Source organism: Leuconostoc mesenteroides subsp. mesenteroides ATCC 8293 (assembly GCF_000014445.1).
Lineage (GTDB): Bacteria > Bacillota > Bacilli > Lactobacillales > Lactobacillaceae > Leuconostoc > Leuconostoc mesenteroides.
In genome coordinates this window covers 885,127-908,920 of the sequence record NC_008531.1, presented here as the reverse complement: position 1 = coordinate 908,920, position 23,794 = coordinate 885,127, and the positions used below count along the sequence as shown (strand labels likewise).

The following is a 23,794-nucleotide window of genomic DNA, read 5'->3' as shown; positions in this document are numbered from 1 at the left end:
ATGAGACTAAAAAAATTATCCCAAAACCAACTCACCAATGGTACCGCATGGCTTGCTTTTGGCAATATTACTTCGCGAGTTTTAGGCGCATTGTATGTCATTCCTTGGACAATAATGTTAGGTGCATTATCACTCCAAGCTAACACTTTGATGGGTAAAGGCTATAATTTATATCAATTTTTCTTAATGTTATCGACTGCTGGATTACCTTCAGCTGTTGCTAAATTTACGGCACGACTTGAAGGTAATAGTAAGCATCAATTCTTGAAAAATGCGACGCGACTAAGTTGGGTCGCGGGATTTATTTGTTGCGTTGCATTATGGTCCTTAGCCCCTATCCTTTCTGCCAGTGACGTAAAATTGATTCCTGTACTAAGATCCCTTTCTTTGGCTGTATTAGTGTTTCCATTTTTATCTGTTTTAAGAGGTCGACTGCAGGGTGAGCTAAGAATGGCAGAAATTGCCAAGTCTGACGTGATTGAGCAAGTCGTCCGTGTGGCCTATATGTTAGGATCTGCATATGTTATTTTACAACTACAGCATGGCAGCTGGGTAACTGTAGTTGTACATTCAACATTTGCAGCATCAATTGGTGCTTGGGTTGCAACACTTTACTTACTCTTCTGCACCAACTCACTTTCAAAAAAGCAGCTGTTAAATGCTGATTCCCTTAAAGAAAATTCTGAACCAGAAATCATCGATTTTAAGCATATTATTGTTCAGTCTTTGCCTTTCGTCGTCATTGGTGGTTTCTTAGTTGCCTATCAATGGATAGATCAATTCAGTTTTCACGTACTGATGTCAAAATTCAATCCTATGCTATCAAGTAATAAAATTGAAACGATTTTTGGCTTGTTCAATTTTAATAGTAATAAGCTAATTATGATTGTGGTTTCATTGTCTGTTTCAATTGCATCGACTATTTTGCCTCTAATTTCGAAAAGCCGGTACAATCATGAGGTACTAAGAAAATATATTAGTCAAGCTTACGTATTATTTTGTGCCATTACCTTACCTGCTTGTGCAGCACTTTACTCGTTGAGTAAACCGGTCTACATTTTATTTTATGGAAATTATGCTGCGGAAAGCTTATATATACCAATGGTACAAATTTCAGCGGTTATTGCGCTATTCATGGGGTTAACATCTGTCCTAGCCATGATTTTACAAGGACTCAGTAAAACTGGCATAGCGCTTAGGGCAATTGGCTGGGGCATAGCTGTAAAAATCCTATGCCAACCTATTATGATCTATTTAACAAGCTCTCTAGGCGCTTTATTATCAACGTTTATTTCTCTGGTTATTGTCACAATTATTATGGGCAGTTATATTAATCATCGATTTGAACTTCTTGACTTTTTAAATACAAAAGCATTAAATGCCATCTATGTTAGCTCATTTATGTTATTAATACTGTTTACCGGATTGAGTCTAGTATCCAATCATTTTGTTCCGGATACTAGAGTTAGCTCAGGTCTTTTTCTGGCATTAGTTGGGTCGCTAGGAGGTTTACTAGTATTGGTTATTTACCAAAAATGCCACGTACTAGATGTCCTCAAAAATAGGTAGATACTGATACGGATTCCTATCAAAATAAAAAGGCAACTGTTCAACTCAGTTGCCTTTAATTTGTAGCATGGACATTAAATATGATTTGCTAAGATTTCAGCAAGCTCTTCTACTTCATTTTTTTCGTTCTCACCAAAGCGGTTCAGTAATGGCGAATCGATATCAATTATTCCATAAATTTGTCCATTTTTAAATATTGGTACCACTAATTCCGAATTACTATCAGCATCACAAGCAATGTGGCCAGCAAAATCATGTACGTTCGGTACAACAATACTTTCTTTGTTAGCAAAAGCTGTCCCTACCACGCCTGATCCAGGCTTGATATGCATACATGCCACTTTACCCTGAAATGGGCCTAAATCCAACTCTTTAGCATCATCGTTGTAGATATAAAAACCTGCCCAGTTCAGATTCTCATAGTTTTGAAACAATAAGGCAGCAGCATTTGCTAGGTTGGAAACGATATTAGTCTCATTTTCTAGTAACGCATCTAACTGTTGACCAACCAAACTTATAACTTTACTCATGAACACACCTCTTTTTATTAAAGTAATATACTTATTAATTATAAGTATATTAACATAAAACAAGTTCCGAGTAAATTATTAAACACTTATTATTCAGCTGATCTACTTCTGCAATTGATATAAATTACTAGACTGTACAAACTTGTTGTTAATTAAATGATCACGATACTTTCGCAAAAAACGCAAACTATTTCATTGAAAGAGTATAATTTAAAGGTATTAAGGAGTTTAAAATGTTCACTTTTCAAAAATTCGTAATAGATCATTATAAAGTCCAGTTAGTCATGCCCGAAAACAGTCACGCTGCTGAATTATTTCGTATTATTAATCAAGATAGGGAAACTCTATCACGCTGGATGCCTTGGACGCCTAATATTAAAACCGTAGAAAATGAGGCACAATTTTTAAATTACGCTCGGCTTAAAATGGCCAAACAAGAATTGCTTATGCTGACGATACTCGTTAATAATACTCCCGTGGGAATGATTGACTTACATAATATTGACAGGAAAAACAAAAGAGCAGAGCTAGGTTATTGGTTATCGAGTAATTACCAAGGTCTGGGCATCATTTCCAGCTCAGTAAATCTTGTGTTGAACTATGCTTTTGAAAAATTAAATTTTCATAAAATTATCCTTCAATCTGACAGTGAAAATGGTAAGAGTATAGCTGTAGCTCATAGACTGAACTTTACCTTAGAAGCAATATTAAAAGACCAAATAACTTATAATGATGATTTCAAAGATTTGAATATATTTGTTAAATTTCAGCCTAAATAACTTACTTCAATTAAAAAGCGACACTGTTTATCGGTGTGTCGCTTTTTGCTATTATTCTAATGTTTTACCGTTACTTTCAATAACTTTTTGATACCAGAAGAACGAATCCTTTTTGTAACGCTTTAATGTGCCATTTCCTGCATCATCTTGATCTACGTAAATCAAGCCATAACGCTTACTCATCTCAGAAGTACTAAAACTAATAATATCTAGTGGTGCCCACATTGTGTAGCCCATTAAGTCAACGCCATCAATCACAGCCTCTTTCATTTGCTCAATGTGCAAACGAAGGTAGTCAATACGATAATCATCGTGTACTTTGTAATCTGCTGTTAATTCGTCAACTGCTCCTAAGCCATTTTCAACAATAAATAATGGTTTACGGTAACGATCCCACAGGACATTCAGAGAAACTCGCAAGCCGATTGGGTCGATTTGCCATCCCCATTCTGATTCCTTCAAATAGGGATTACGACCACCCAAACTCATATTACCAATCCCGTCTTCAACACCATCTACTCCTGTCACGTTGGTCATATAATAACTGAAACTAATAAAATCAACCGGATACTGTTTCAAAATTTTTTCATCATCAGCAGACATATTAATAACGATACCATTTTCATTGAAATATCGATTCATGTATTCTGGATATTCACCTCGTGCTTGGACATCCGTATAAAACAAATTTTTCTGATCTTCAACTTGTGCTGCTTGCACATCAACCGGGTTTGCTGTTGCTGGATACGTTTGCATGCGAGCTAACATTGAACCAATTTTGGCGTTGGGCGCAATTTCCTTTAATTGCTTTGTCGCAATAGCGCTGGCAACAAATTGATGATGAACTGCCTGATAGCGCACTTGCAACTGTTCTTGCGTACTTAAATCACCATCCATAGCGCCAGTTTCATGAAATCCCCAAGCACTAGTATTAATTTCATTGAATGTCAACCAGTACTTAACTCGGTCCTTGTATCTTTTAAAAACAGTTTCTGTATAGTGATTGAATGCCTTGATGACCTCACGGTCCAACCAACCATTGTAACGCTTCGTTAGTTCAATTGGCATCTCATAATGTGAAAGAGTCACGAGTGGTTCAATATGGTATTTATCTAGTTCATCAAATACTCGGTCATAAAAAGCTAACCCAGCTTCATTTGGATTTTCTTCTAAACCAGTTGGAAAAATACGTGACCAAGCAATTGAAAGTCGAAATACTTTAAAACCCATTTCTGCAAATAGTGCAATATCTTCTTTGTAGTGATGATAAAAATCAACTCCACGACGTTTTGGATAATGTACATCCGAATGATCGGCGATAGCTTCTTGTAGGGTATCTGCGTTAACATCTCCCATTGAACCATGACGTCGGTCTTCAGCTTTACGTACGACTTCAGCTGTTGTTAAGCCCTTCCCATCTACTTGCCACGCCCCTTCAATTTGATTAGCAGCAGTTGCGCCACCCCATAAAAAGTCCTTTGGAAAGCCTGTGATTGATTCTTTACTGTACATTTTTATTCTCCTTTTTATAATGCTTTCAGTTGTAGTAACCAATTTTGGTTAGCTACCGTATCTTGTGTCTCGGTGATTTCGTAATCTGCTGTATTTGTGATAATCACCATCACCGTTGGATCATATCCAGCTTCCTGAATAGCTTGACGGTCAAAGGTTATTAATGGCGTACCAACAGAGACCTTTTGTCCTTGTTCAACTAATTGATTGAAATGCTTTCCATTCAGTTGCACGGTGTCAATTCCTACATGAATTAGTACTTCTACACCACCATTGGAGATTAAACCAATTGCATGTTTACTTGGATAAACGGCAGCTACTGTACCTACTATTGGTGAAACAATTTGATCATCATCAGGTACGATAGCAATACCTTTGCCCATTGCGCCACTGGCAAAAACTTCGTCCTTTACTGATTCTAGTGGGATAATGGTGCCAGACACGGGTGCAATGACTAGGTCATCTTGAATTTCTTCGGGGTTTTTAGCGTCTGTTTTACTGTCTTTTGGTTGGCTAGGTACACCGAATAGATAAGTAGCAACTGCTGACAAAATGAAGGCGACAACCAAACCAATAACCACACTGGTAAATCCTTTACCCAAATACGTAGGTAAGGCTAATAAACTAGGTAAGGCAAAGGCATTCGCATGTGCGCCACCCCCACCAGCAATGGCACCGCCAATACCACCGGCAATCGTTGCAAAGATAAATGGTCGCTTTAATTTAAGCGTAACACCATAAATGGCCGGTTCAGTAATGCCTAGTACACCTGTGAGGACTGATGATCCTGCTAAAGATTTCATCTTAGCATCTTTTGTTTTGAGGAACACACCGAGTGCGGCACCCGACTGTGCTAAAACAGCAACACTTAACATTGGTAGCAAGTAGTCATATCCTAACTGACTGATGTTATTTGTCATAACTGGCACGAAAGTCCAATGTACGCCGAAGATAACAAACACTTGCCACAAAGCACCCATTACAGCACCAGCAGCATAAGGTGCCACGCGGTAAACACTCTCGACTGACGACGATAGCACAGTTCCAACACTAGTACCTAATGGACCAACAACCAATAATGTAACTGGTACCATAATAATCAGACTGACCATTGGTGTAAAGATATTACGAACAGAATCATGGAAAAACTTATCCAAAATTGGTTGTAAATAAGATAACATCCAAACTGCTAACAAGATTGGTATAACACTCGAACTGTAAGTTGTTCCGACAACGGTCAAACCGAGGAATGTTACAGGCTTACTCCCTGCTAATAATGTAATCAAATTTGGATAAAGTAACGCACCAGCCAAAGCTGCTGCAACATATTGATTCACTTTCAAATGCGCTGCAGCTGTGAAGGCCAGCCAAACTGGTAAGAAGTAGAAGAATGCATCACCAGCAGCATACCAAATTTGATAAGTTCCACTGGACTCTTGCAACCATCCGAGTGTCACAAAAAGTGCCAATAGGCCTTTCAAAACACCGGTTCCGGCCATTGCCCCTAAGAAAGGTGTGAAAACACTTGAAATAAAACCAATGAAGCGATTAACAATATTATCTTTCTTTTTTTCTTCTTGATTATCGCTCTGAGCGTCATCTCTTGCTAGTCCAATTGCATCGGCCAATGGTTCAAAAACCCGTGCAACGTTGTTGCCAATAACTACCTGGTATTGACCCGCTGATTTAACAACGGTAATCACACCATCCATATTTTCTATTTTTTCAGTGTCTGCCTTGCTTTCATCTTTTAACTTAAACCGCAAACGCGTAGCGCAATGCCAAGCGGATCCGATATTATCTTTGCCGCCGACACCAGCCAATATATTATTAGCCAAAACTCCATAATCCATTTTTTCTACCTCGTTATGTTGTAAAATAAAAACCCAAAAAACATCACATAAATGATATCTTTTGGGTTTTGCCTAATTAAATAGTTACAATCCCTAATTTAAATTGAAGAATCAACAATTCTTTGCAGATGCATAGTCAAGTAAACTTGTTCGTTGACTCCTGTTTTTTGTTTGGTTTGTTTTTCAAAATAGTTAATCACACGTTGTGCACATTGGTATGAGCTTGTGTAACGCTCCTGCAGACTTTCTGATAAATGCTGCGACATTACATTGTCAAAACTATTCTCACCTTTTTGAACATGGCTTTCATCTAATAGTCGATCTACGAAGAAACGCAAATGAACAATTAATCTCTGATAATTGAGATTAGAAGAATCAATATCAGGTAATAAATCATGACGAATCAATGTTAATGCACTCTCAATGAGCTGCGTCATATTGGTTGCTTTCTCATTGAAGTTTGGTCCAGCACGCTTTTCAACAAACTTCAAAGCAATAAAACCAACCTCATCCTCAGGTAATTGCACACCCATTTGTTCATTAATAAAAGCTACAGCGAGTGCACCAATACGATATTCATCAGGATAAAAATGTTTTGTTTCCCATAATAGTTCATTTTTAATGGGCAAGTTTTTTTGTAAGCGTTCTACCGCAAACTGTATGTGATCTGCTAGTCCAATTAACAAGTATCCGTCAAATGACAGGCCTAAACTTTTTTCCGCAGTTGAAATAATATGTGAGGCGATTTCAACATAATCTGACGAAATTGTATCAGCCATTTCGTTAAACATTCTCGTCCAATTTTCATCTTGCGGATAATAAGTTTTTTCAATTTTACTCGAATCAACTGTATTACCTATTTTTTGCTTGAAACCAACGCCGCGCCCAACGATAACTAATTCCTGTTCGCTATTCTCAGCTAGTAGAACATTATTATTAAAAATTCTTTTTACCAGCATGGTCTACTCCTATATTTTGAAAATAAAAAACCAAATAATAGTTCCCCATCACCATCGATTATCGAAAGGTGTATAGTTTCCCTATCATTTGGTTTTGCCCACCGCAACTTATTCAGTGGTTACAATCCAACTTTATATTGTTATTATTTATCAAAATGAAAGCGTTTACAATAGTTTAAATAAATTAGTTTACAATAAACATTTAATGCTAGTCATCAAGCAAGATACTATTTTTCAAACTGATAAACTTTAGACTCGTACGGACGAAGTGTTTCCGCTTTGTCATCAGCATAATTGCTAACCAAAATTTTTGCATTTGTTGGTACACTATAATCTCGTGTAACGATATTGTCAGTGAAGTTATTGATAACAAGCAGTTGTTCGTTGTTTCCCACACGTCGATACGCATAGACTTGCTCGTCTTTCGGATCCAACAACTGATACTTGCCAGTAGTGATAATTGGCAAATCATGGCGCAATTGAATTAGTTTTTGATAATAGTAAAATATAGAACTCTTGTCAGCTAGTGCTTGCTCAACGTTTATTGTGTCATAATTATCGTTTAATTTGAGCCATGGTGTGCCTGTTGTAAATCCTGCATTCGCTGTACTGTCCCATTGCATCGGCGTTCGTGCATTGTCGCGTCCTTTCGCATGTACGTATTTCAACATTGTGTCTTCGTCAATCAAATGATCCTTGTCAATTAAATACTTAAAAGCATTTTTGATTTCAACATCATCGAAATCTTCACGTTGCAAATTATAGGCATTGGTCATTCCAATTTCTTCACCCTGATAGACATATGGTGTCCCTTGCATAAAGTGTAATAAGGTCGCAACCATCTTTGCTGAAACCACACGATACGCTGCTCGGTCATCCCCATAGCGGCTTACTGCTCTTGGTTGATCATGGTTATCCCAATAAAGTGAATTCCAAGCTTTACCAGCTAAATCATTTTGCCACTTGGATAAGTTTTCCTTCAGGTCGACTAGAGAAACTTTTTGATCATACCATTTTCCCAAAGCTGGATTTGGATTATTATCAAGTCCCATATGTTCAAACTGGAAAACCATATTTAATTCTGATTCATTTGTGTTTGCATACTTGATAGCGTTATTGATATCAACACCAGATGCTTCACCAACAGTCATCATATCAGCTCTCTTTAGCACTTTTTCACGCATTTCTTGCAGATACTCGTGAACATGGGGCCCATTAGCTACTGCCTTATCTGAATTACCATACTCCCCTCCTTCAGGTACCTCACCGTCTGGTAACCCATCTGGTTTTGATATCAAAGAAATAACATCCATTCGGAAGCCATCAATTCCCTTATCAACCCAAAAGTTCATCATGTCAAATACTGCCTGGCGCACTTCCGGATTTACCCAATTCAAATCGGGCTGTCCTTCAACAAACAAATGTAAGTAATACTGCCCAGTTTCTTCGTCAAATTTCCATGCCGGCCCTGAAAAGAAGGAACCCCAATTATTGGGCTCATGTCCATCAACTGGATCACGCCAAATATAAAAGTCACGCTTATCATTATCCTTTGAGGAACGGCTTTCAATGAACCATTGGTGTTGGTCTGATGTGTGATTAACGACCAAGTCCATCAAAATTTTGATCCCTTTATCATGAGCTTTCTGAAGTAATCGATCAAAGTCCTGCATTGTACCAAATTTTGCATTAATATCTTCATAATCAGAGATATCGTAGCCATTATCTTTGTCAGGTGAAGCATATATTGGATTTAACCAAATGACATCGGCACCCAATTTTTTAATATAATCTAATCTTTGTTCTATGCCTTGAAGATCACCAATACCATCTCCATTTGCATCTTGAAACGATCGTGGGTAAACCTGATAAGCAACTGCTTTTTGCCACCACTTAATATCTTCTGTCATTTTTCATTCTCCTTTTTGTGTCATATCTACTTGTGTTTTTTCTTCTTTAACAATCCAAATTAAACAACCACCAATCATCAGAAAGACGCCTGCAATTGCTAACATGTGGGCCATTGATTTTCCGACAGCTGGGAAAATAGCAAAACTTGCTACCGAAGCAACAATTTGAGGGATACAGATAAAGCAATTAAACAAACCTAGATAAACGCCATCATGTTTACCATCCAATGCGTTCGTCAAAATAGTAAATGGAATCGAAATCAATGCAATCCAACCTATACCGATTAGTACAAATCCAATTAACGACGACACATGAGTATGACCATAAGCTACGATAATAAATCCTAAACCACCAGCTATCAAACTTAAGAAATACGTCATTTTTCTTGTTTTATCGTTTAACCTTTGAAATAAAATACCCACTACTATTGCAACAACCGAGTACACTGCCTGCAAAATACCAAACCAGTTACCTGCTGCTTGGTAGCCAGCAGATGCAGGGTCTGAAACGTGCCAAATATTTTCTGACAGAGCACCAGTAGAATAAGTCCACATGTATGGAATACCAAACCAGACAAAGAATTCAACAATGCCTAAGGTCCAAAAAACTTTTGGCGCGTGTTTCAAAATATCAATAAACGATTCATGTGTCTTATCATCGGACCTGAAACCATGGTAATATGCTAGCGTTTCTGGGTCATACTCTTTTACATTTATAATGGTAAAAATGGTTGACAATAATAGTATTGCAGCTGCAACATAAAATGAAATCTTAACTGAATCAGGCACAACCCCACGTGCTGCAGTGTTAGCAACACCAAACGAAGTTAAGATAAATGGGAAAACAAAGGCAATCACGCCACCCAAACTTCCCCATATATTTTGTAAGCTCCAGGCTTTGTCGGTTTGCTTTTCATTGACCATATCAGGAATAATCATCTTAAAAGGCTGCATTGAAACGTTTGCGGACAAGTCCATGAACAATACTGTTACCGCACCAAACCACAAGGCTGTCATTGATCCATAACCAAAACCAAATGAACCTGTGTTGGGCAATAATAGTAAAACAATCAATGATACTAAACAGCCACCAATGAGATAAGGCATTCGTCGACCCAATTTAGGCAACCAAGTTTTGTCAGAAAACAGACCAATTAAAGGTTGCGTGATCATACCTGCCAAAGGGGGCAAGATGAAGAAAAATCCTAATTTTGTTGGATCGGAACCCAAGGTCTGGAATATTCTTCCCATATTACCCGTTTGAACCGAGAAGGCAACCTGGACGCCTGCATAACCAAAAGTCATTAAAAACAGTTGCATGCTAGTCAGCATCGGAAGCTGACCTTTTTTGTGTTCGTTACTACTCATTATATTCACTCTCCTTAATTAAGTGATCATATAAAAATTTAAAATAACAGCAATTTAAGTAACCGCTTACATTTTATTGAATTAAAACAAATATACTTTTGATTCGTAAGGTCTGAGTGTGTCACCTTGATCATCTGAATAATTACTTATAACTAATTGTGCAGATTGGGTTCGATCGTAATGACGTGTTTGCTTTTGATCAGTAAAATTGCTAATAACCAGTAATTGCGTGTCTTTGTCAATCCGCTTGTAAGCGTAAACAGATTCGTCTTCTAAATCCAACACTTCATACTTCCCAGTCGTGATAATGGATAACTCTTGCCTTAAGGCGATGAGCTTTTGGTAAAAATGAAAGACTGACTGTTGATCAGTTAATGAATCTGCCACATTGATGGTCTGGTAATTAGGATTAACACTTAACCATGGGTGACTTTCAGTAAATCCGGCATTTTTAGTGTTATCCCATTGCATTGGTGTTCGTGCATTGTCTCTTGAAGAATGATGAACATAAGACATCATTTTATCAGCAGTAACTCGTCTTTGTTGGACAACTAAGTCATCATATGCATTCAAGGTATCAATATCTCGGTAGTCTTTAATAGATGGTAAGTCAATATTGGTCATACCAATTTCTTCACCTTGGTAAATATAAGGTGTTCCCTGCATAAAATGTAAAGTTGCAGCCAACATTTTAGCAGACAATACGCGATATTCATCTGAATCATTTCCAAATCGTGAGACTACTCTTGGTCGATCATGATTATTCCAATAAAGACTGTTCCAAGCCTTACCATACAACTCATTTTGCCATCTGGATAAAATACGCTTTAAATCAACCAGATTGAAGCGTTCATCACTCCATTTGCCTAATCCCTCATGACTGTTATCAACCTCAGTATGTTCAAACTGGAAAATCATCTGCAACTCATGCGAATCAAATCCGGCATATTTCATTGCATCCTTTGTTGATACGCCTGGCGTTTCACCAACAGTGATGATATCATGCTTTGACAATACTTCTTGATTCATTTCTTGTAAATAATCATGAATATTTGGACCATTAGCAACAAAATCCATCGATGAGCCATGATTTTCTAAGGTGACATTTGGATCATTTGGTAAATCTGATGGTTTTGAAATTAGGTTAATAACATCCATGCGAAAACCATCAACACCTTGATCTAACCACCATTTCATTGTGTCGTAAATATCTTGTCGTAAATCGGGGTTATCCCAATTAAGATCTGGTTGCTTCTTTGAGAATAAATGCAAATAATACTGTTGTGTATTATTGTCAAATTCCCATGCTGATCCACCAAAGTCTGACAACCAATTATTAGGTTCGTGACCATCCACAGGATCACGCCAAATGTAATAATTGCGATAAGGATTATCCTTGTTTTTACGACTCTCTTTAAACCATTGATGTTCATCAGAAGTATGGTTGACGACCAAATCCATCATAATTTTTAGACCTAAATGATGTGCTACCTCGAGCATTTCTTGAACATCTGCCATTGTTCCAAATTCCGGTAAAACTTTACGATAATCACTAATGTCATAGCCATTATCATCATTTGGCGACTGATAAATTGGACTTAGCCAAATCACTTGGACACCAAGAGCTTTCAAATAGGGTAATCGTTCAATAATGCCGGGTATATCCCCCACACCATCTCCGTTACTATCTTGAAAGCTCCTGGGATAAATTTGGTAGACAACAGTATTCTGCCACCACTGTACTTTTTCCATACTAACCGTCCTTATTATTTCTAAAAAACTTTTTGAGTAAACGTTTACGCAATTTACATTGTAAACGCTTCCATATTGAAAGTCAACCTTTTTAGGTTATAATAATTGATATGGCTATTACTATTAAAGACATTGCAGATAAAGCTGGGCTTTCACCAGCATCCGTCTCTCGGATTTTAACTAATCGAGGTCGTTTTAATGCGGATACAGCAAAAAGAGTTCGTGAACTTGCGGAATCAATGGGTTATCTTAAGAATCAATCAGCAGCTGATTTATCACAAAAACAAAGTCGCGTTATTGGCGTGTTAGTACCAAGCGAGCATACTAATTTTGCTGATGAAATTATTAAGGGCATGCGGTCTAAAGCGTATGAGCTCAACTATGAATTACTCATCGCCTTTGTCGATGTAAACAAAGAACAACAGCTGCAAACCGTTCATTCTTTGCTATCTCGAAAAGTGCTGGCAATTGTCATGTTGGCAGTAGATATTGAAATTGCTGACCCGGTTTTTAACCTATTAACCAACACTGATGTCCAGCTTCTTAGCGTTTCAAATCAATTAAACAATGAAATCCCTTCAATTTCCTCCGATAATTATGATATGATGCACCAAATTGTTAATTATCTTTACGAAAATGGACATGAAAAAATTGCGCTCATTGGTTCCTCAAACTCAAATTCAATTGTTTCCAAATTACGAAGGCAAGGATTTATTGATTCACTCGCAAAACACGGTATTCAATATAACTCTGATTTTATCTGGGGGACAGATATTACTTATCAAACCGGATTGGATGCTGTCAAACATTTTGGCACACCGTTACCTTTTACAGCAGCAATTGGTTCGGCTGATATTATCAGCGTTGGCATCCTCAATGGTGCTAAAGATGCTCAAATAGATGTTCCCAAAGACCTATCTATCGTAACAATTGACGGTACTGAAATAGCACAAATAACCCGGCCCATTCTCAGTGCTGCCAAACAAGATTTTCAATTGATGGGACAGTTGGCTGTTTCGGCACTAGATGAACAGGAATTAGCACCACATGCTGTTTTCTTTACAGAGACTAAAATCGTACCGTCAGGTACAGTGACAACGCTTAATAAAAATAATTAGCACAATAAAAAATCATTAAAGCTTATTTCTAGTAGCTTTAATGATTTTTTTTAGTTGGACTTGATTTTGTCCATTTTAGATTGAATACTTTGCAAAGTAACATCGACAGTCGAACTGAAAATTAAATTAGCAGCCGATAAAACAACTGCATCACCAATTGCCAACGATATTTGACCAGCACTATTAATTGACTCGATACCGGCTGCTGAATCTTCTAATCCAATCACTTGATTGGGTGCTAGTTCTAGCACTTCTGCAGCTCTAACAAAAATTTCAGGGTCTGGTTTTCCCTTTGTCAGTGTTGCTGGATCTACTATTCCAACAAAATCATTTGCTAATCCCAAATGATCAAGGATCATAGGAGCGTTTTTTGAGGCTGAGGCGATAGACATTTTGTACCCTGCCACTTTGGCCGAATGAATAAAACTTTTCATCCCCGGCAATATGTCGTCCTCCGTTAATGTTGCAATCAATCGTTGATAGAAATGATTTTTCTTTTCAGCGAGTGCTTCTCTATCAGCTTGTGAAAAATCATCCGCATGATTACCCGCGTCTAAAATCATTTGCAATGATTCCATGCGACTAATACCTTTGAGTGATTCAGCCAATTGTGGTGTCCAAGTTGTGCCGACTTCATCAGCAGTCTGATGCCAAGCTTGTCCATGAAATCGAGCTGTATCTGCAATGACCCCATCTAAATCAAAAGCAAATCCCTTAATATCTTTGAATTTCTGCATTGATTTGTCCTCTTTATTATCTCGTTAATGTGACTTGTTTACCCAATAAATTAATCGTAAGTGGATCACCAGAAATTAGTTGGACATCTGCACCTTCTTTGTCAACCGTCACTTCTAAAACATGACCACGGAAAACCAGACGGAACGCGTATTTTGTCCAATTCTTAGGTAAAAATGGCTTTAAATTTAATTCGTCATTTCGTACTCGCATTCCGGCAAATCCCTGCACGATTGCTAACCATGAACCGGTCATCGCAGTAATATGCAAACCATCACCAGTATCATTATTGTAATTATCCAAATCCAATCGCGCAGCGCGTTCATACATTTCAACAGCTTTGTCAGCCATTTGTAAATCAGCAGCCAATATCGCGTGAACTGACGGTGATAATGATGATTCGTGCACAGTCAGTGGCTCATAAAAGTTAAAATTGTTACGTTTCTCTTCTTCAGTAAAGGCATCAGGAAAATAGAACATTGCGTGCAAAGTGTCAGACTGCTTAATGTATGGCGACCGTAGTATTCGATCCCAAGACCAGTTCTGGTTGATTGGACGAATATCTTGTGGCATATCAGCAATTGGGGTTAAATCTTTATCCAAAAATGTATCATGTTGTACAAAAATATGTTTTTTGCCATTTTTTGTATCAACATCAGCTTCTGGCAAATACATTTTGGTAACAATATCTTGCCATTGAACCAACTCTTCATCGGTAATAGCTAGCTTTGCCTTTTGCTTGTCATTAATTTCGTCATAGTGATCAAGCGAATACTGTAATACCCATTTAGCCATCCAATTAGTGTAGTAATTATTATTAACATTATTTTCATATTCATTAGGTCCAGTGACACCGTGAATCATATACTGATTATTGCGTTTTGAATAGTGAACGCGATCAGCCCAGAAACGTGCGATGCTGTAAAGTACTTGCGCCCCATCCCCGTCTAACCAAGAGTGATCTCCAGTAATATTTGTATAATTATAAATCGCATAAGCAATAGTTGAATTACGGTGAATCTCTTCAAATGTTATTTCCCACTCATTATGAGATTCAATACCATCAAAAGTCACCATTGGATAAAGCGCGCCTTTTAGGCCTTGTTGTTTAGCATTATGAAAGGCACCATCAAGTTGATCAAAACGGTATTGCAATAGTGATCTTGTAACTGATGGATCAGCAACACCTAGATAGACCGGAATGGCGAAAGCTTCTGTGTCCCAGTACGTTGCACCACCATACTTTTCACCGGTGAAGCCCTTTGGTCCAATATTTAGCCGTGGGTCGTTACCATAGTAAGTTGAGAAGAGGTGGAACAAATTGAACCGAATACCTTGTTGCGCAGCATCATCACCTTCAATTTGAACGTCAGCCTTCTCCCACCGTTTCAACCATTCTTGCGCATGGTCTTCATATATTTCTTGATAAGAGTTTTCTAAAACTTTGTTCGTCAACGCTGTCCCAGCATCTATTGTCTCTTTTAAACTATCGTAATCTCGAGAAGTGGTTACGATAACACGCTTTTCAAAATTTACTACGCCTTTAGTTGGTACCTCAATATCAAAGTTATCAGTAACTTCTTTTGTTCCACGATTAGTGCCGTGTTTTTCGCCACCAATGAAACTTTGACGAGCAACCACTGTGAATTGTGGTACACCAAATGGATTCTCAATGGTTTGTGTGGCAATAAATGACGATGCAACATCATTACCGGCATCTAAAACTTGCCAAAATTTTCCGTCATAATTAGCATCTTCATTGACTACATCAGCATCAATGCTAGCATCAAAACGAATGTTATGCTTATATCCATCCACGGATGTAAAGGTATAGTGAATATCGGCTAGTTCTTTAAACGCGGCTGAAACGAAACGTGATACTTGAACTTCAACGCCAAAGACTGTAAATTGACGCTTCAAAACACCATGTTTCATGTCTAAGGATACTTCAAAATTCTGAAATTCATTCTTGGCTAAATCAATTTGATGACCATCAATATAAATGTCTGCTTTCACAAAATTCAAAGCATTAATAGCTTTTCCAAAGTAAAGTGGGTAACCATTTTTCCACCAGCCAACTCTTGTTTTATCTGGAAACCACACGCCTCCAATATAGATACCTTGGTGTGTATCGCCTGAATAAACCTCTTCAAACATACCACGCATGCCCATATATTCGTTTCCCAAACTTGTCATAGATTCCTGTAGGCGTTTGTCTTCAGGATTTAAATCGTGCGTTACGACTGTCCAAGGGTTAATTTCAAAAATTCTTTTCATTATTTTTATGCCTCTTTCTTCTTTACGGTAACGTTATTACTATATTAATGTGCATTCACTGGATTACTATGAATTTCTTTAATAAAACCAACACTAACTGCACCCAATAGCATCAAAACCCCTGAAACTAAGATCATTGATGGAAAATGTGATCCTAATGCTGGAAATACAACAAAACTTGCAACTGACGCCACAATTTGTGGCAGGCATATAGAGCCGTTGAATAGCCCGAGATAAGTGCCCATGTGATCGCCGTTCAATGCATTAGTAACCATGATAAATGGATAAGCCATCATCCCTGCCCATGAAATACCAATCAAAATGAAAGATGCAATTAAAAGATATTGTGAATGGATAAAGAAAACTGAAATGAATCCTGTTGACCCTAATAGAAGCGACAAAGCATACCCAAATTTATTTTTTTCTGCCGGAATTTTAGACAGTACTAACGACCAGAGTACGGCAGCAATTGCATAAACCGCCGACAAAATTCCAAACCAATTTCCACCATTTTGATAACCTGCTGTTGTTGGGTCGGTTGCATGAAAGACATTATCTGCAACTGCACCTGTACCGTATGTCCACAAATACTGGAAAGCCATCCAGCAGAAGAATTGTGTCACAGTAACCATCCAAAATGTTTTTGGTGCGCGCTTCAATAAAGTTAAAAACCCACCATCATTATCATTTGGCGTGTTTAATGCGTAACCATGATAAAGCTCGTAAGTTGCGTCATCGTATTCTTTTACGTTGAATACCGCAACTAATGAGAAGACAACTAATACAACTGCACCAACGTAAAAGGAAATAATAACCGAAGCTGGAACCTGTCCTTTGTCAGCAGTATTAGCAACCCCAATTGCTGTTAACAAGAAAGGAAAAATTGTGGCTAGTACAGAACCTGTATTTGATAAGAAACTCTGAATAGAATAGGCGTATGATTTCTGATCTTCATTAACCATATCACCAACAACCATTTTAAAAGGTTGCATAGCCACATTTGAACTAAGATCCATAAACAAAATCGTTATTGCGCCAAACCATAATGCTGCGGTTGTAGAAAATCCAAAGCTACCAGAATTTGGTAACAGGAACATTACTATAACCGAAACTAATGCACCAACTAACAAGTATGGCATGCGTCGTCCAAAACGCTTGGTCCATGTTCGATCTGAAAAGTAACCAACCAAGGGTTGAACAAATAGTCCAGCCAAAGGTGGCAATATGAAGAAAAAACCAAGTTTTGTTGGGTCAGCACCCAATGTTTGGAAAATTCTTCCCATTTGTGAACTTTGCAAGGAAAAAGCCATTTGCACACCTAAGAACCCAAAACTCAACATCCAAATTGTGCTAAGCGGCAAATTAGGCAATCCCTGCCCTTTATGCTTATCATCCATTATTTCTGCCTCCAAAATATTATTTTTGTAACCGTTTACATTGAACAGTATAAAGCAGTAGATAAATATTTGGAAGCGTTTGCCCGATGTTAACGGTAACATCATTTCATTGCGTTGAATCGCGGATAATTAGTTCTGGCGTAATATTAACTTCAATTTTGGTATTTTCTTCATCAGACTCAACTCGGTTTACTATCTCCTTGACCAAATTTTTTGCAATTAATGCAAGCGGTTGCCTAATTGTCGTTAATTGTGGCGAGGAAATTTGGTCAATAAATACACCATCAAATCCAATTACTCCAAAGTCAGTTGGCACTTCATAAATACGTGTCAAGGATCTGACAACACCCAAAGCAATCCGATCTGTCGCGCAGACGAAACCAGTATTTGATTGAATACTTGTCACCATATTCGTCATCAATATATCCGCCGAGTGGGCATGGTTTTCTGTCGCAAAAACTTTTTGACTCATACCATACTTATTCATGACCGAACGATAGCCTAACGCCCGCTGCTTAGCAAATGGTAAATCAATTGCAATTCCAATGTACCAAATATCCTGATAACCCCTGTCTATCATATATTGCGTTGCCATCTCAATTCCTTGTTTATTATGAACGTCAACATAAGAAAGACGTGAATTTTCCGGTGCCACACCATACAAAATAATTGGTACGGTCACTAATGATAAACCCTCTAAGTCCGCTTGACGCCAGCCACTAACAATCATCCCGTCAATATTGTTTGTACTGGCGGCTAAATCGGTACTTATTTCGAGCGTGTAGCCGCTCTCTTGGAGATAATTAGCAATATGAATCAATAGCTTGGCGTAATTTGGTTCAACTGTTGTGACATCCTCTAACAGTAAAAATCTAATCACATAATGGCGCTTGTTAACAAGCGCTTTTGCCATGCGATTTGGCTCATATCCAACGTCCTGAATTGCTTTCTCTACAAGCTCTTTCAATTCATCTGAAACTCGTTCGGGATGATTAATTACACGACTAACTGTCATTTTAGACACGTGTGCATTGCGCGCAACATCATTTAAATTTGTCATTATTATTCACCTATTTTTGGTATACGATACGGAACAATGACGCTGCTAGCTTCAGTTTTCTCAAGTGGCGATTGCTGGTCATTAAATAACAATCGGACTGCTTCACTGCCAAGAGTTCTTGGTAAGACATCAACAGAATAAAAGTTTTTCCCTCCCAAGCGGGCGTATTCAGAACAGTTAAATGCAATTGTCGGCAATTTAGGATGACTGGGAAGATGAGCTTGTGCTTGATTACGTGCCAAATAACCAAGTTTATCGTCACTGGCAACTATTCCGTCAACCGTTTGATGTTGCTCAAAATATTTCTGTAAGACCTGCTTTTGTTGCGTGAATTCCAAGGGTAAAGATAAAACATCACCTTCTTCTTGTGCTTCACGAAAGCCCAACTCTCGATTATCTTCAAAGCGCCAATCAGCTAACGTTCTGACAAAAACTGGTGATTTTAACTGAAAACTAGACACTAAGTTTTTGGTAGCTTCAGCGCTTGCTTTGCGATTATCGTTATCTACATACAAAATATTCGTAGCAATTTCTGGCTCACCTGTAACTACAACACGTGCATGATTCTCACGAAGCAATTCGGCAATTGGATCATTTTCGACTGTATATAGTAAAATAAAGCGTCGAACTTGTCCGGCTTCAACCATCATTTTAACTGCATTAAACACCTCAGACCAATTGCTGCCCGTAGCTGTAGTCAATAAATAACGACGCGCAATTAATTGCGCATTAATACCAAATAGAATTTGCATGGCAAAGTCATTATCTGTATTACCTTCTGATTGAGGTTGAAATACAACGCCAACCGTATTACTTTCAGTTTGCGTTAAGTTTCTGGCAGCAAAGTTAGGTGTATAACCCATGTCACGCGCCGCTTTTCTGATACGTTCTTTAGTTCTTAAACTTATTTTTGGGGAATCCCCTAAAGCGCGTGATACTGTTGAAATAGCCACACCAGTTTTGTTTGCAATATCTTGTATCGTTACCATACCAGACCTCCTGTCCACGTTATTTTAACATGAAAAAGATCGAGACGGGTGTCTCAATCTTTTTCTGACTTTTCGGAAATACACCAACTATTTCACATTCTTTAAATAGTTTAACTTTAGACTAACCTAATACAATTTTGAATACAGAAACTGACATTGGCTTTATGCTAATATCAAATAACTCATTCGCAGAAACATTATTACGCTGTTCAACAATCGCTGCACGTAGGTGATTAGGATCCTCGAACGTATTGGTTTCATGCATATCATTGGCCGCTAACTCCTCCTTTTGATACTGAAGTACCAACCCTGGTAAATCAATGTCAACACTGATGGTTTCAGTCAAATCAAAATTAATCACATTTAAGTAAATTGTTTTGTCATTTATTGATGCAAAAAACTTAACGTGATCACTATTCTCATCTGTTATTGTCACATCTAGAACATCATTATTTCTATGCACTTTGTACATCTTGAAAATATCATATACTGGTGTTAGCACAAATTGTTCACCGTTAGTTAATATTAATGCATTTAACACATTAATTGTCTGAGCCATACTAGCCATTTTAACTTTATCAGCATTAGAATGAAGAATATCTAAAACGATTGCAGTTGTTATCGCATCGCGCATTGTATTTTGTTGATACAGTGCCTTCTCTTCAAAAAAAGCTCTCCCATACCAATTGCCCCACTCACCTAAAATCAGATCCATTTTCTCTAGTTTTTGATCAAACTCTCCTTCAGGTTCTGGCAGTTGATCCAAACCATCTTGAATCAAATCGTATTGTTCTTTAAGGATATCTTCTAATTCTGTCGCACCTTTAATTACTTGATACCAGTCGTTGGCATTAAAATCTGTTGCTGAGGCGGAAAACTCATTACCCAGGTACCAGTTATACCAATGCAAATCATAACCATCAACTTTTGGTGGACGAGCCCTTGCTAATTCCTTCATTACACTTTTAGTCCAATAACGGCGTTCTTTTGGTTTATTAGCATCGGCACCACTCAAAATGAAGTAGCGCGAATCCTCTGAAAACTGATTCAACGCAAATGTTGGTGCCGCCGTTGCGTACTTTCGGTAATCAGCAACATATTGCTCGGGGGTCATCATGCCTCCACCACCCCAAACTTCATTCCCGATTCCCCAATAATTTACATCATAGGGTTTTTCATGACCAGAATCTTTTCTCTTTTTTGATAAATACGTTGACTGCTTACGATTAATATATTCCATCCACTCAGTCATTTCCCGAGCTGAACCAGTTAATAAATTAACATTGATCCATGGTTCAGAATGAATCAGTGACGCAAATTCTAGAAACTCATCCGTACCAAACTCATTGGTTTCAACGCTATATGTTCCGAATCCTTCGTTAAATACCTTTTTCCTTTTTTCCCCAACCCCGTCTTGCCAATTGTAATGATCCGCAAATACACCACCTGGCCACCTTATAATTGGAGGTTCAATTTCTTTCAAGGCGTTAATGACATCTAACCGCATCCCATTAATGTTTGGAATTTTGCTTTCTTTTCCGACCCATATGCCATCATTTATCGCATTACCAAGAAATTCTATAAATTGACCATGTAAACGTGGATTGATTTTAGTCTCATTTTGACGTTTTTCTATTTTAACTTTCATTTTTCCTCCAGAAGATTTCACCTTTTTACTACTTTGTGGATCGAATTATTTGAATAAATATGCATGCAATGAAGGCAAATACAATAGCAGTTGCACCTACGTAACCATGGCCGCCTGTTTGTCCAAGCATTATCGCGATATTCAAAATTTCTAAATCCTTTGCAGCTGTTTCTTTAGATGGCAACACATCATTGAAAATGTTTTTTTTTGGAGCATCCATGGTAGTAAGCAACCAATAACCATAACCTATCAAAGCAATAATAACGATCAATTTTATCAGACATTGTTTAGTACGCCCATTAGGAACAAAAAATCTTCCAACAATGTCTCCTGCAAAAATCCAATTTTCATAAATTAGATGAGTAATATTGTTTGATTTTTTTGTAAGCGCTTACTATAATTGAATAATAAATCTTTCGTTGAAAAAGAAATTGTAATTTCTAACTTTTTTTTGTGAAAAATGGGGTTAAGTATGTTAACAGAAACTTTGGAATCAATTCAGCAACTGCTTGATGAAAAAATATTTATGCAAGACACGCATTGTAATGTGATATTTGGCGACGAAAAACTCTTGATGAAGTTTGATGACGAACTGCATTTTAATGATGAAATTTTGGACAATCCATCTGCAATACTATTTTATCCAATTAGGAATTTTAATCACCCTGACGATGATGACATACTTGCTATATTTTCAATAAAAAAATACTACTTAATGCTGTATGGTAAACTCACGCCATCAGAAAGTCACTCATCTACATACCTATTACTTAAGCTCTATCAAAGATATCGTGCAATACTAAAAATAATCAGTAATGATATATCTGAAAATAACGGTTTGATTGATATTGCCCCTCCAAATGATAGCCTCAGTCTTTTAGAATATTCTTCTCAACTACAAACACATCATAGCTATTCTGATGAACAAACATTGCTCAGCTCTATCAAAACCGGTGACAAACAAATTGTCATAAATGCCTACAAGCAGTTTCAAATCCATAATGCATACGAATCCTTCTTAGCAATGAAGAATAATCGCTTACGCCATGAGAAAAATATGCTCATCATTATTGCAACCCTGTGTACACGAGAAGCGATTCAAGCTGGCGTAAATGATAAAAAAGCTTATTTACTTTCAGACCAGTGGATTAATACAATTGAAAAGCACACTTCTGTGGAAAATATTATTAATCAGAATGTCCGATTAAATATTCTTCTCAATTTTACTAGTTTGGTAAAAACAAAAAAATATAGCAAATTAAGTCATTTAATATTTGAAGTGCAGACCTATATTCAAATTCATATCTATGAAAATTTGTCCATTGTGAAAATTGCAAAACAATTTAAATATAGTCAAAACTACCTGTCCACACGATTCAAAAAAGAAACAAATGAAACACTCAAACAATACATCATTAAGACAAAGATAACAGAAGCAAAACGCTTACTACTTTCAACACAACTTTCCTTAATGGACATTTCGACGCTCCTTAACTTTAAAGACTACACACATTTTTCCCACACCTTCAAACGTATAACTGGCACATCCCCGAAACAATTTATATCGACAAAAAAGTACTGATAGATATGAACTTTACACATCAATCAGTACTTTTTTATTTTTTTGCTTTGATAATTTTCTAGCTGCGATAATATTGAATAGACAAAATAAACATACCTTAGCTATTTCAGCTACTAAAAAATGTCTACTGCTTAACGTTAGAAATGATCACCTCTTGCATTAAATTCATAAAATCAGTTTGCTCTTCAAGAAGCTTTTCGTTCTCAGCATGTTTTAACGTAAAAGAAATTGAAGTTAATGCAAGGTCAGCATAAATTTGGGATAAGAAGTCAACTGAAAAACGATTATTCATTTTTTGTTTTGACAAGAAAGCGTGGGCATTATCGTATAATATTTTGTGAAAACAATCTTGAACAGGATGTACATCCTGTTCAAGCGACATTAAAATTAATAAATCACTATCTTGATTAGCCATATCTTTAATAATTTTGTTAAAGATTTCAAAGGTATTTTTCTGCTGCACTGCTTCAAATCTTTGTTGGATTTCACAATTAAACTGCATCGCATACACATCAACAATCTTGTCAATGACATCAAATTTGTCGACATAGTGATCATAAAAAGTTGATTTGCTAATCAACGCTTGATCACAAATTTTCTTAACAGTGATTTTTGAAATACTCGTGGTCGTCAATAACCGCATCATCGTTTCAGTAATCAATTTTTCTGTTTTGATAACCCTTTTGTCTTTTGACACAATGCTGACCCTCCTATTTATACACCAATAATATCATACTGTTTTCTTTTTTCAGTATG

General features: G+C 37.3%; 19 protein-coding genes. 4 read left to right on the top strand and 15 right to left on the bottom strand.

Annotated features, from left to right (window positions below; translation table 11 throughout):
- Complete coding sequence (locus LEUM_RS04410; RefSeq protein WP_041775232.1) at positions 1-1,569, top strand: polysaccharide biosynthesis protein; 1,569 nt, start codon at positions 1-3, stop codon at positions 1,567-1,569.
- Between the two features lie 74 nt (positions 1,570-1,643).
- On the opposite strand, the gene LEUM_RS04405 is transcribed toward LEUM_RS04410, so the two are convergent.
- Positions 1,644-2,099 carry a GAF domain-containing protein gene (locus LEUM_RS04405; protein ID WP_011679668.1) on the bottom strand — a complete coding sequence of 152 codons (456 nt, stop codon included), beginning with the start codon at positions 2,097-2,099 and terminating at the stop codon, positions 1,644-1,646.
- A gap of 233 nt (positions 2,100-2,332) precedes the next feature.
- Between LEUM_RS04405 and LEUM_RS04400 the strand changes: the two genes are divergently transcribed.
- Complete coding sequence (locus LEUM_RS04400) at positions 2,333-2,878, top strand: GNAT family N-acetyltransferase (protein ID WP_011679667.1); 546 nt, start codon at positions 2,333-2,335, stop codon at positions 2,876-2,878.
- A 51-nt stretch (positions 2,879-2,929) separates the two neighbouring features.
- Here the strand turns inward: LEUM_RS04400 and LEUM_RS04395 are convergent, their stop codons facing one another.
- The 6 genes from LEUM_RS04395 to LEUM_RS04370 all read right to left on the bottom strand — a co-directional run bounded on the left by LEUM_RS04395 (position 2,930) and on the right by LEUM_RS04370 (position 12,232).
- Positions 2,930-4,390 (bottom strand): glycoside hydrolase family 1 protein, encoded by a 1,461-nt coding sequence (locus LEUM_RS04395; protein WP_011679666.1) that lies wholly within the window; start codon positions 4,388-4,390, stop codon positions 2,930-2,932.
- 14 nt (positions 4,391-4,404) lie between these two features.
- Entirely contained in the window at positions 4,405-6,243 is a 1,839-nt protein-coding gene (locus LEUM_RS04390; RefSeq protein WP_011679665.1) for a beta-glucoside-specific PTS transporter subunit IIABC, read from the bottom strand.
- Positions 6,244-6,341: 98 nt separating this feature from the next.
- Positions 6,342-7,202 carry a PRD domain-containing protein gene (locus tag LEUM_RS04385; protein WP_011679664.1) on the bottom strand — a complete coding sequence of 287 codons (861 nt, stop codon included), beginning with the start codon at positions 7,200-7,202 and terminating at the stop codon, positions 6,342-6,344.
- 227 nt (positions 7,203-7,429) lie between these two features.
- The gene (locus tag LEUM_RS04380; protein WP_011679663.1) at positions 7,430-9,112 is read right to left on the bottom strand and encodes a glycoside hydrolase family 13 protein; all 1,683 of its coding nucleotides are present in this window, start codon (positions 9,110-9,112) and stop codon (positions 7,430-7,432) included.
- 3 nt (positions 9,113-9,115) lie between these two features.
- Entirely contained in the window at positions 9,116-10,480 is a 1,365-nt protein-coding gene (locus LEUM_RS04375) for an SLC45 family MFS transporter (protein WP_011679662.1), read from the bottom strand.
- Positions 10,481-10,561: 81 nt separating this feature from the next.
- The gene (locus LEUM_RS04370; protein ID WP_011679661.1) at positions 10,562-12,232 is read right to left on the bottom strand and encodes a glycoside hydrolase family 13 protein; all 1,671 of its coding nucleotides are present in this window, start codon (positions 12,230-12,232) and stop codon (positions 10,562-10,564) included.
- 110 nt (positions 12,233-12,342) lie between these two features.
- On the opposite strand from LEUM_RS04370, the gene LEUM_RS04365 reads away from it, so the two are divergent.
- Positions 12,343-13,350: a LacI family DNA-binding transcriptional regulator gene (locus LEUM_RS04365; protein WP_011679660.1), complete on the top strand. Its 1,008-nt coding sequence runs from the start codon at positions 12,343-12,345 to the stop codon at positions 13,348-13,350.
- A 50-nt stretch (positions 13,351-13,400) separates the two neighbouring features.
- Here LEUM_RS04365 and pgmB read toward each other — a convergent pair whose 3' ends face one another.
- The 7 genes from pgmB to LEUM_RS04330 all read right to left on the bottom strand — a co-directional run bounded on the left by pgmB (position 13,401) and on the right by LEUM_RS04330 (position 21,676).
- Positions 13,401-14,087 carry a beta-phosphoglucomutase gene (pgmB, locus tag LEUM_RS04360; protein ID WP_011679659.1) on the bottom strand — a complete coding sequence of 229 codons (687 nt, stop codon included), beginning with the start codon at positions 14,085-14,087 and terminating at the stop codon, positions 13,401-13,403.
- 16 nt (positions 14,088-14,103) lie between these two features.
- Entirely contained in the window at positions 14,104-16,362 is a 2,259-nt protein-coding gene (locus LEUM_RS04355; RefSeq protein WP_011679658.1) for a glycoside hydrolase family 65 protein, read from the bottom strand.
- A 44-nt stretch (positions 16,363-16,406) separates the two neighbouring features.
- On the bottom strand, positions 16,407-17,759 hold the full coding sequence (locus tag LEUM_RS04350) for an SLC45 family MFS transporter (RefSeq protein WP_011679657.1): 1,353 nt from the start codon (positions 17,757-17,759) through the stop codon (positions 16,407-16,409).
- Positions 17,760-17,865: 106 nt separating this feature from the next.
- The gene (locus tag LEUM_RS04345) at positions 17,866-18,819 is read right to left on the bottom strand and encodes a LacI family DNA-binding transcriptional regulator (RefSeq protein ID WP_011679656.1); all 954 of its coding nucleotides are present in this window, start codon (positions 18,817-18,819) and stop codon (positions 17,866-17,868) included.
- Between the two features lie 2 nt (positions 18,820-18,821).
- Positions 18,822-19,808: a LacI family DNA-binding transcriptional regulator gene (locus LEUM_RS04340; RefSeq protein ID WP_011679655.1), complete on the bottom strand. Its 987-nt coding sequence runs from the start codon at positions 19,806-19,808 to the stop codon at positions 18,822-18,824.
- Between the two features lie 121 nt (positions 19,809-19,929).
- Positions 19,930-21,456: an alpha-L-arabinofuranosidase C-terminal domain-containing protein gene (locus LEUM_RS04335; protein ID WP_011679654.1), complete on the bottom strand. Its 1,527-nt coding sequence runs from the start codon at positions 21,454-21,456 to the stop codon at positions 19,930-19,932.
- Positions 21,457-21,484: 28 nt separating this feature from the next.
- Positions 21,485-21,676: a hypothetical protein gene (locus tag LEUM_RS04330; protein ID WP_176579698.1), complete on the bottom strand. Its 192-nt coding sequence runs from the start codon at positions 21,674-21,676 to the stop codon at positions 21,485-21,487.
- 252 nt (positions 21,677-21,928) lie between these two features.
- Between LEUM_RS04330 and LEUM_RS04325 the strand changes: the two genes are divergently transcribed.
- Complete coding sequence (locus LEUM_RS04325; protein WP_011679653.1) at positions 21,929-23,038, top strand: AraC family transcriptional regulator; 1,110 nt, start codon at positions 21,929-21,931, stop codon at positions 23,036-23,038.
- A 124-nt stretch (positions 23,039-23,162) separates the two neighbouring features.
- On the opposite strand, the gene LEUM_RS04320 is transcribed toward LEUM_RS04325, so the two are convergent.
- Complete coding sequence (locus LEUM_RS04320) at positions 23,163-23,735, bottom strand: TetR/AcrR family transcriptional regulator (RefSeq protein WP_011679652.1); 573 nt, start codon at positions 23,733-23,735, stop codon at positions 23,163-23,165.
- Positions 23,736-23,794: the final 59 nt, after the last annotated feature.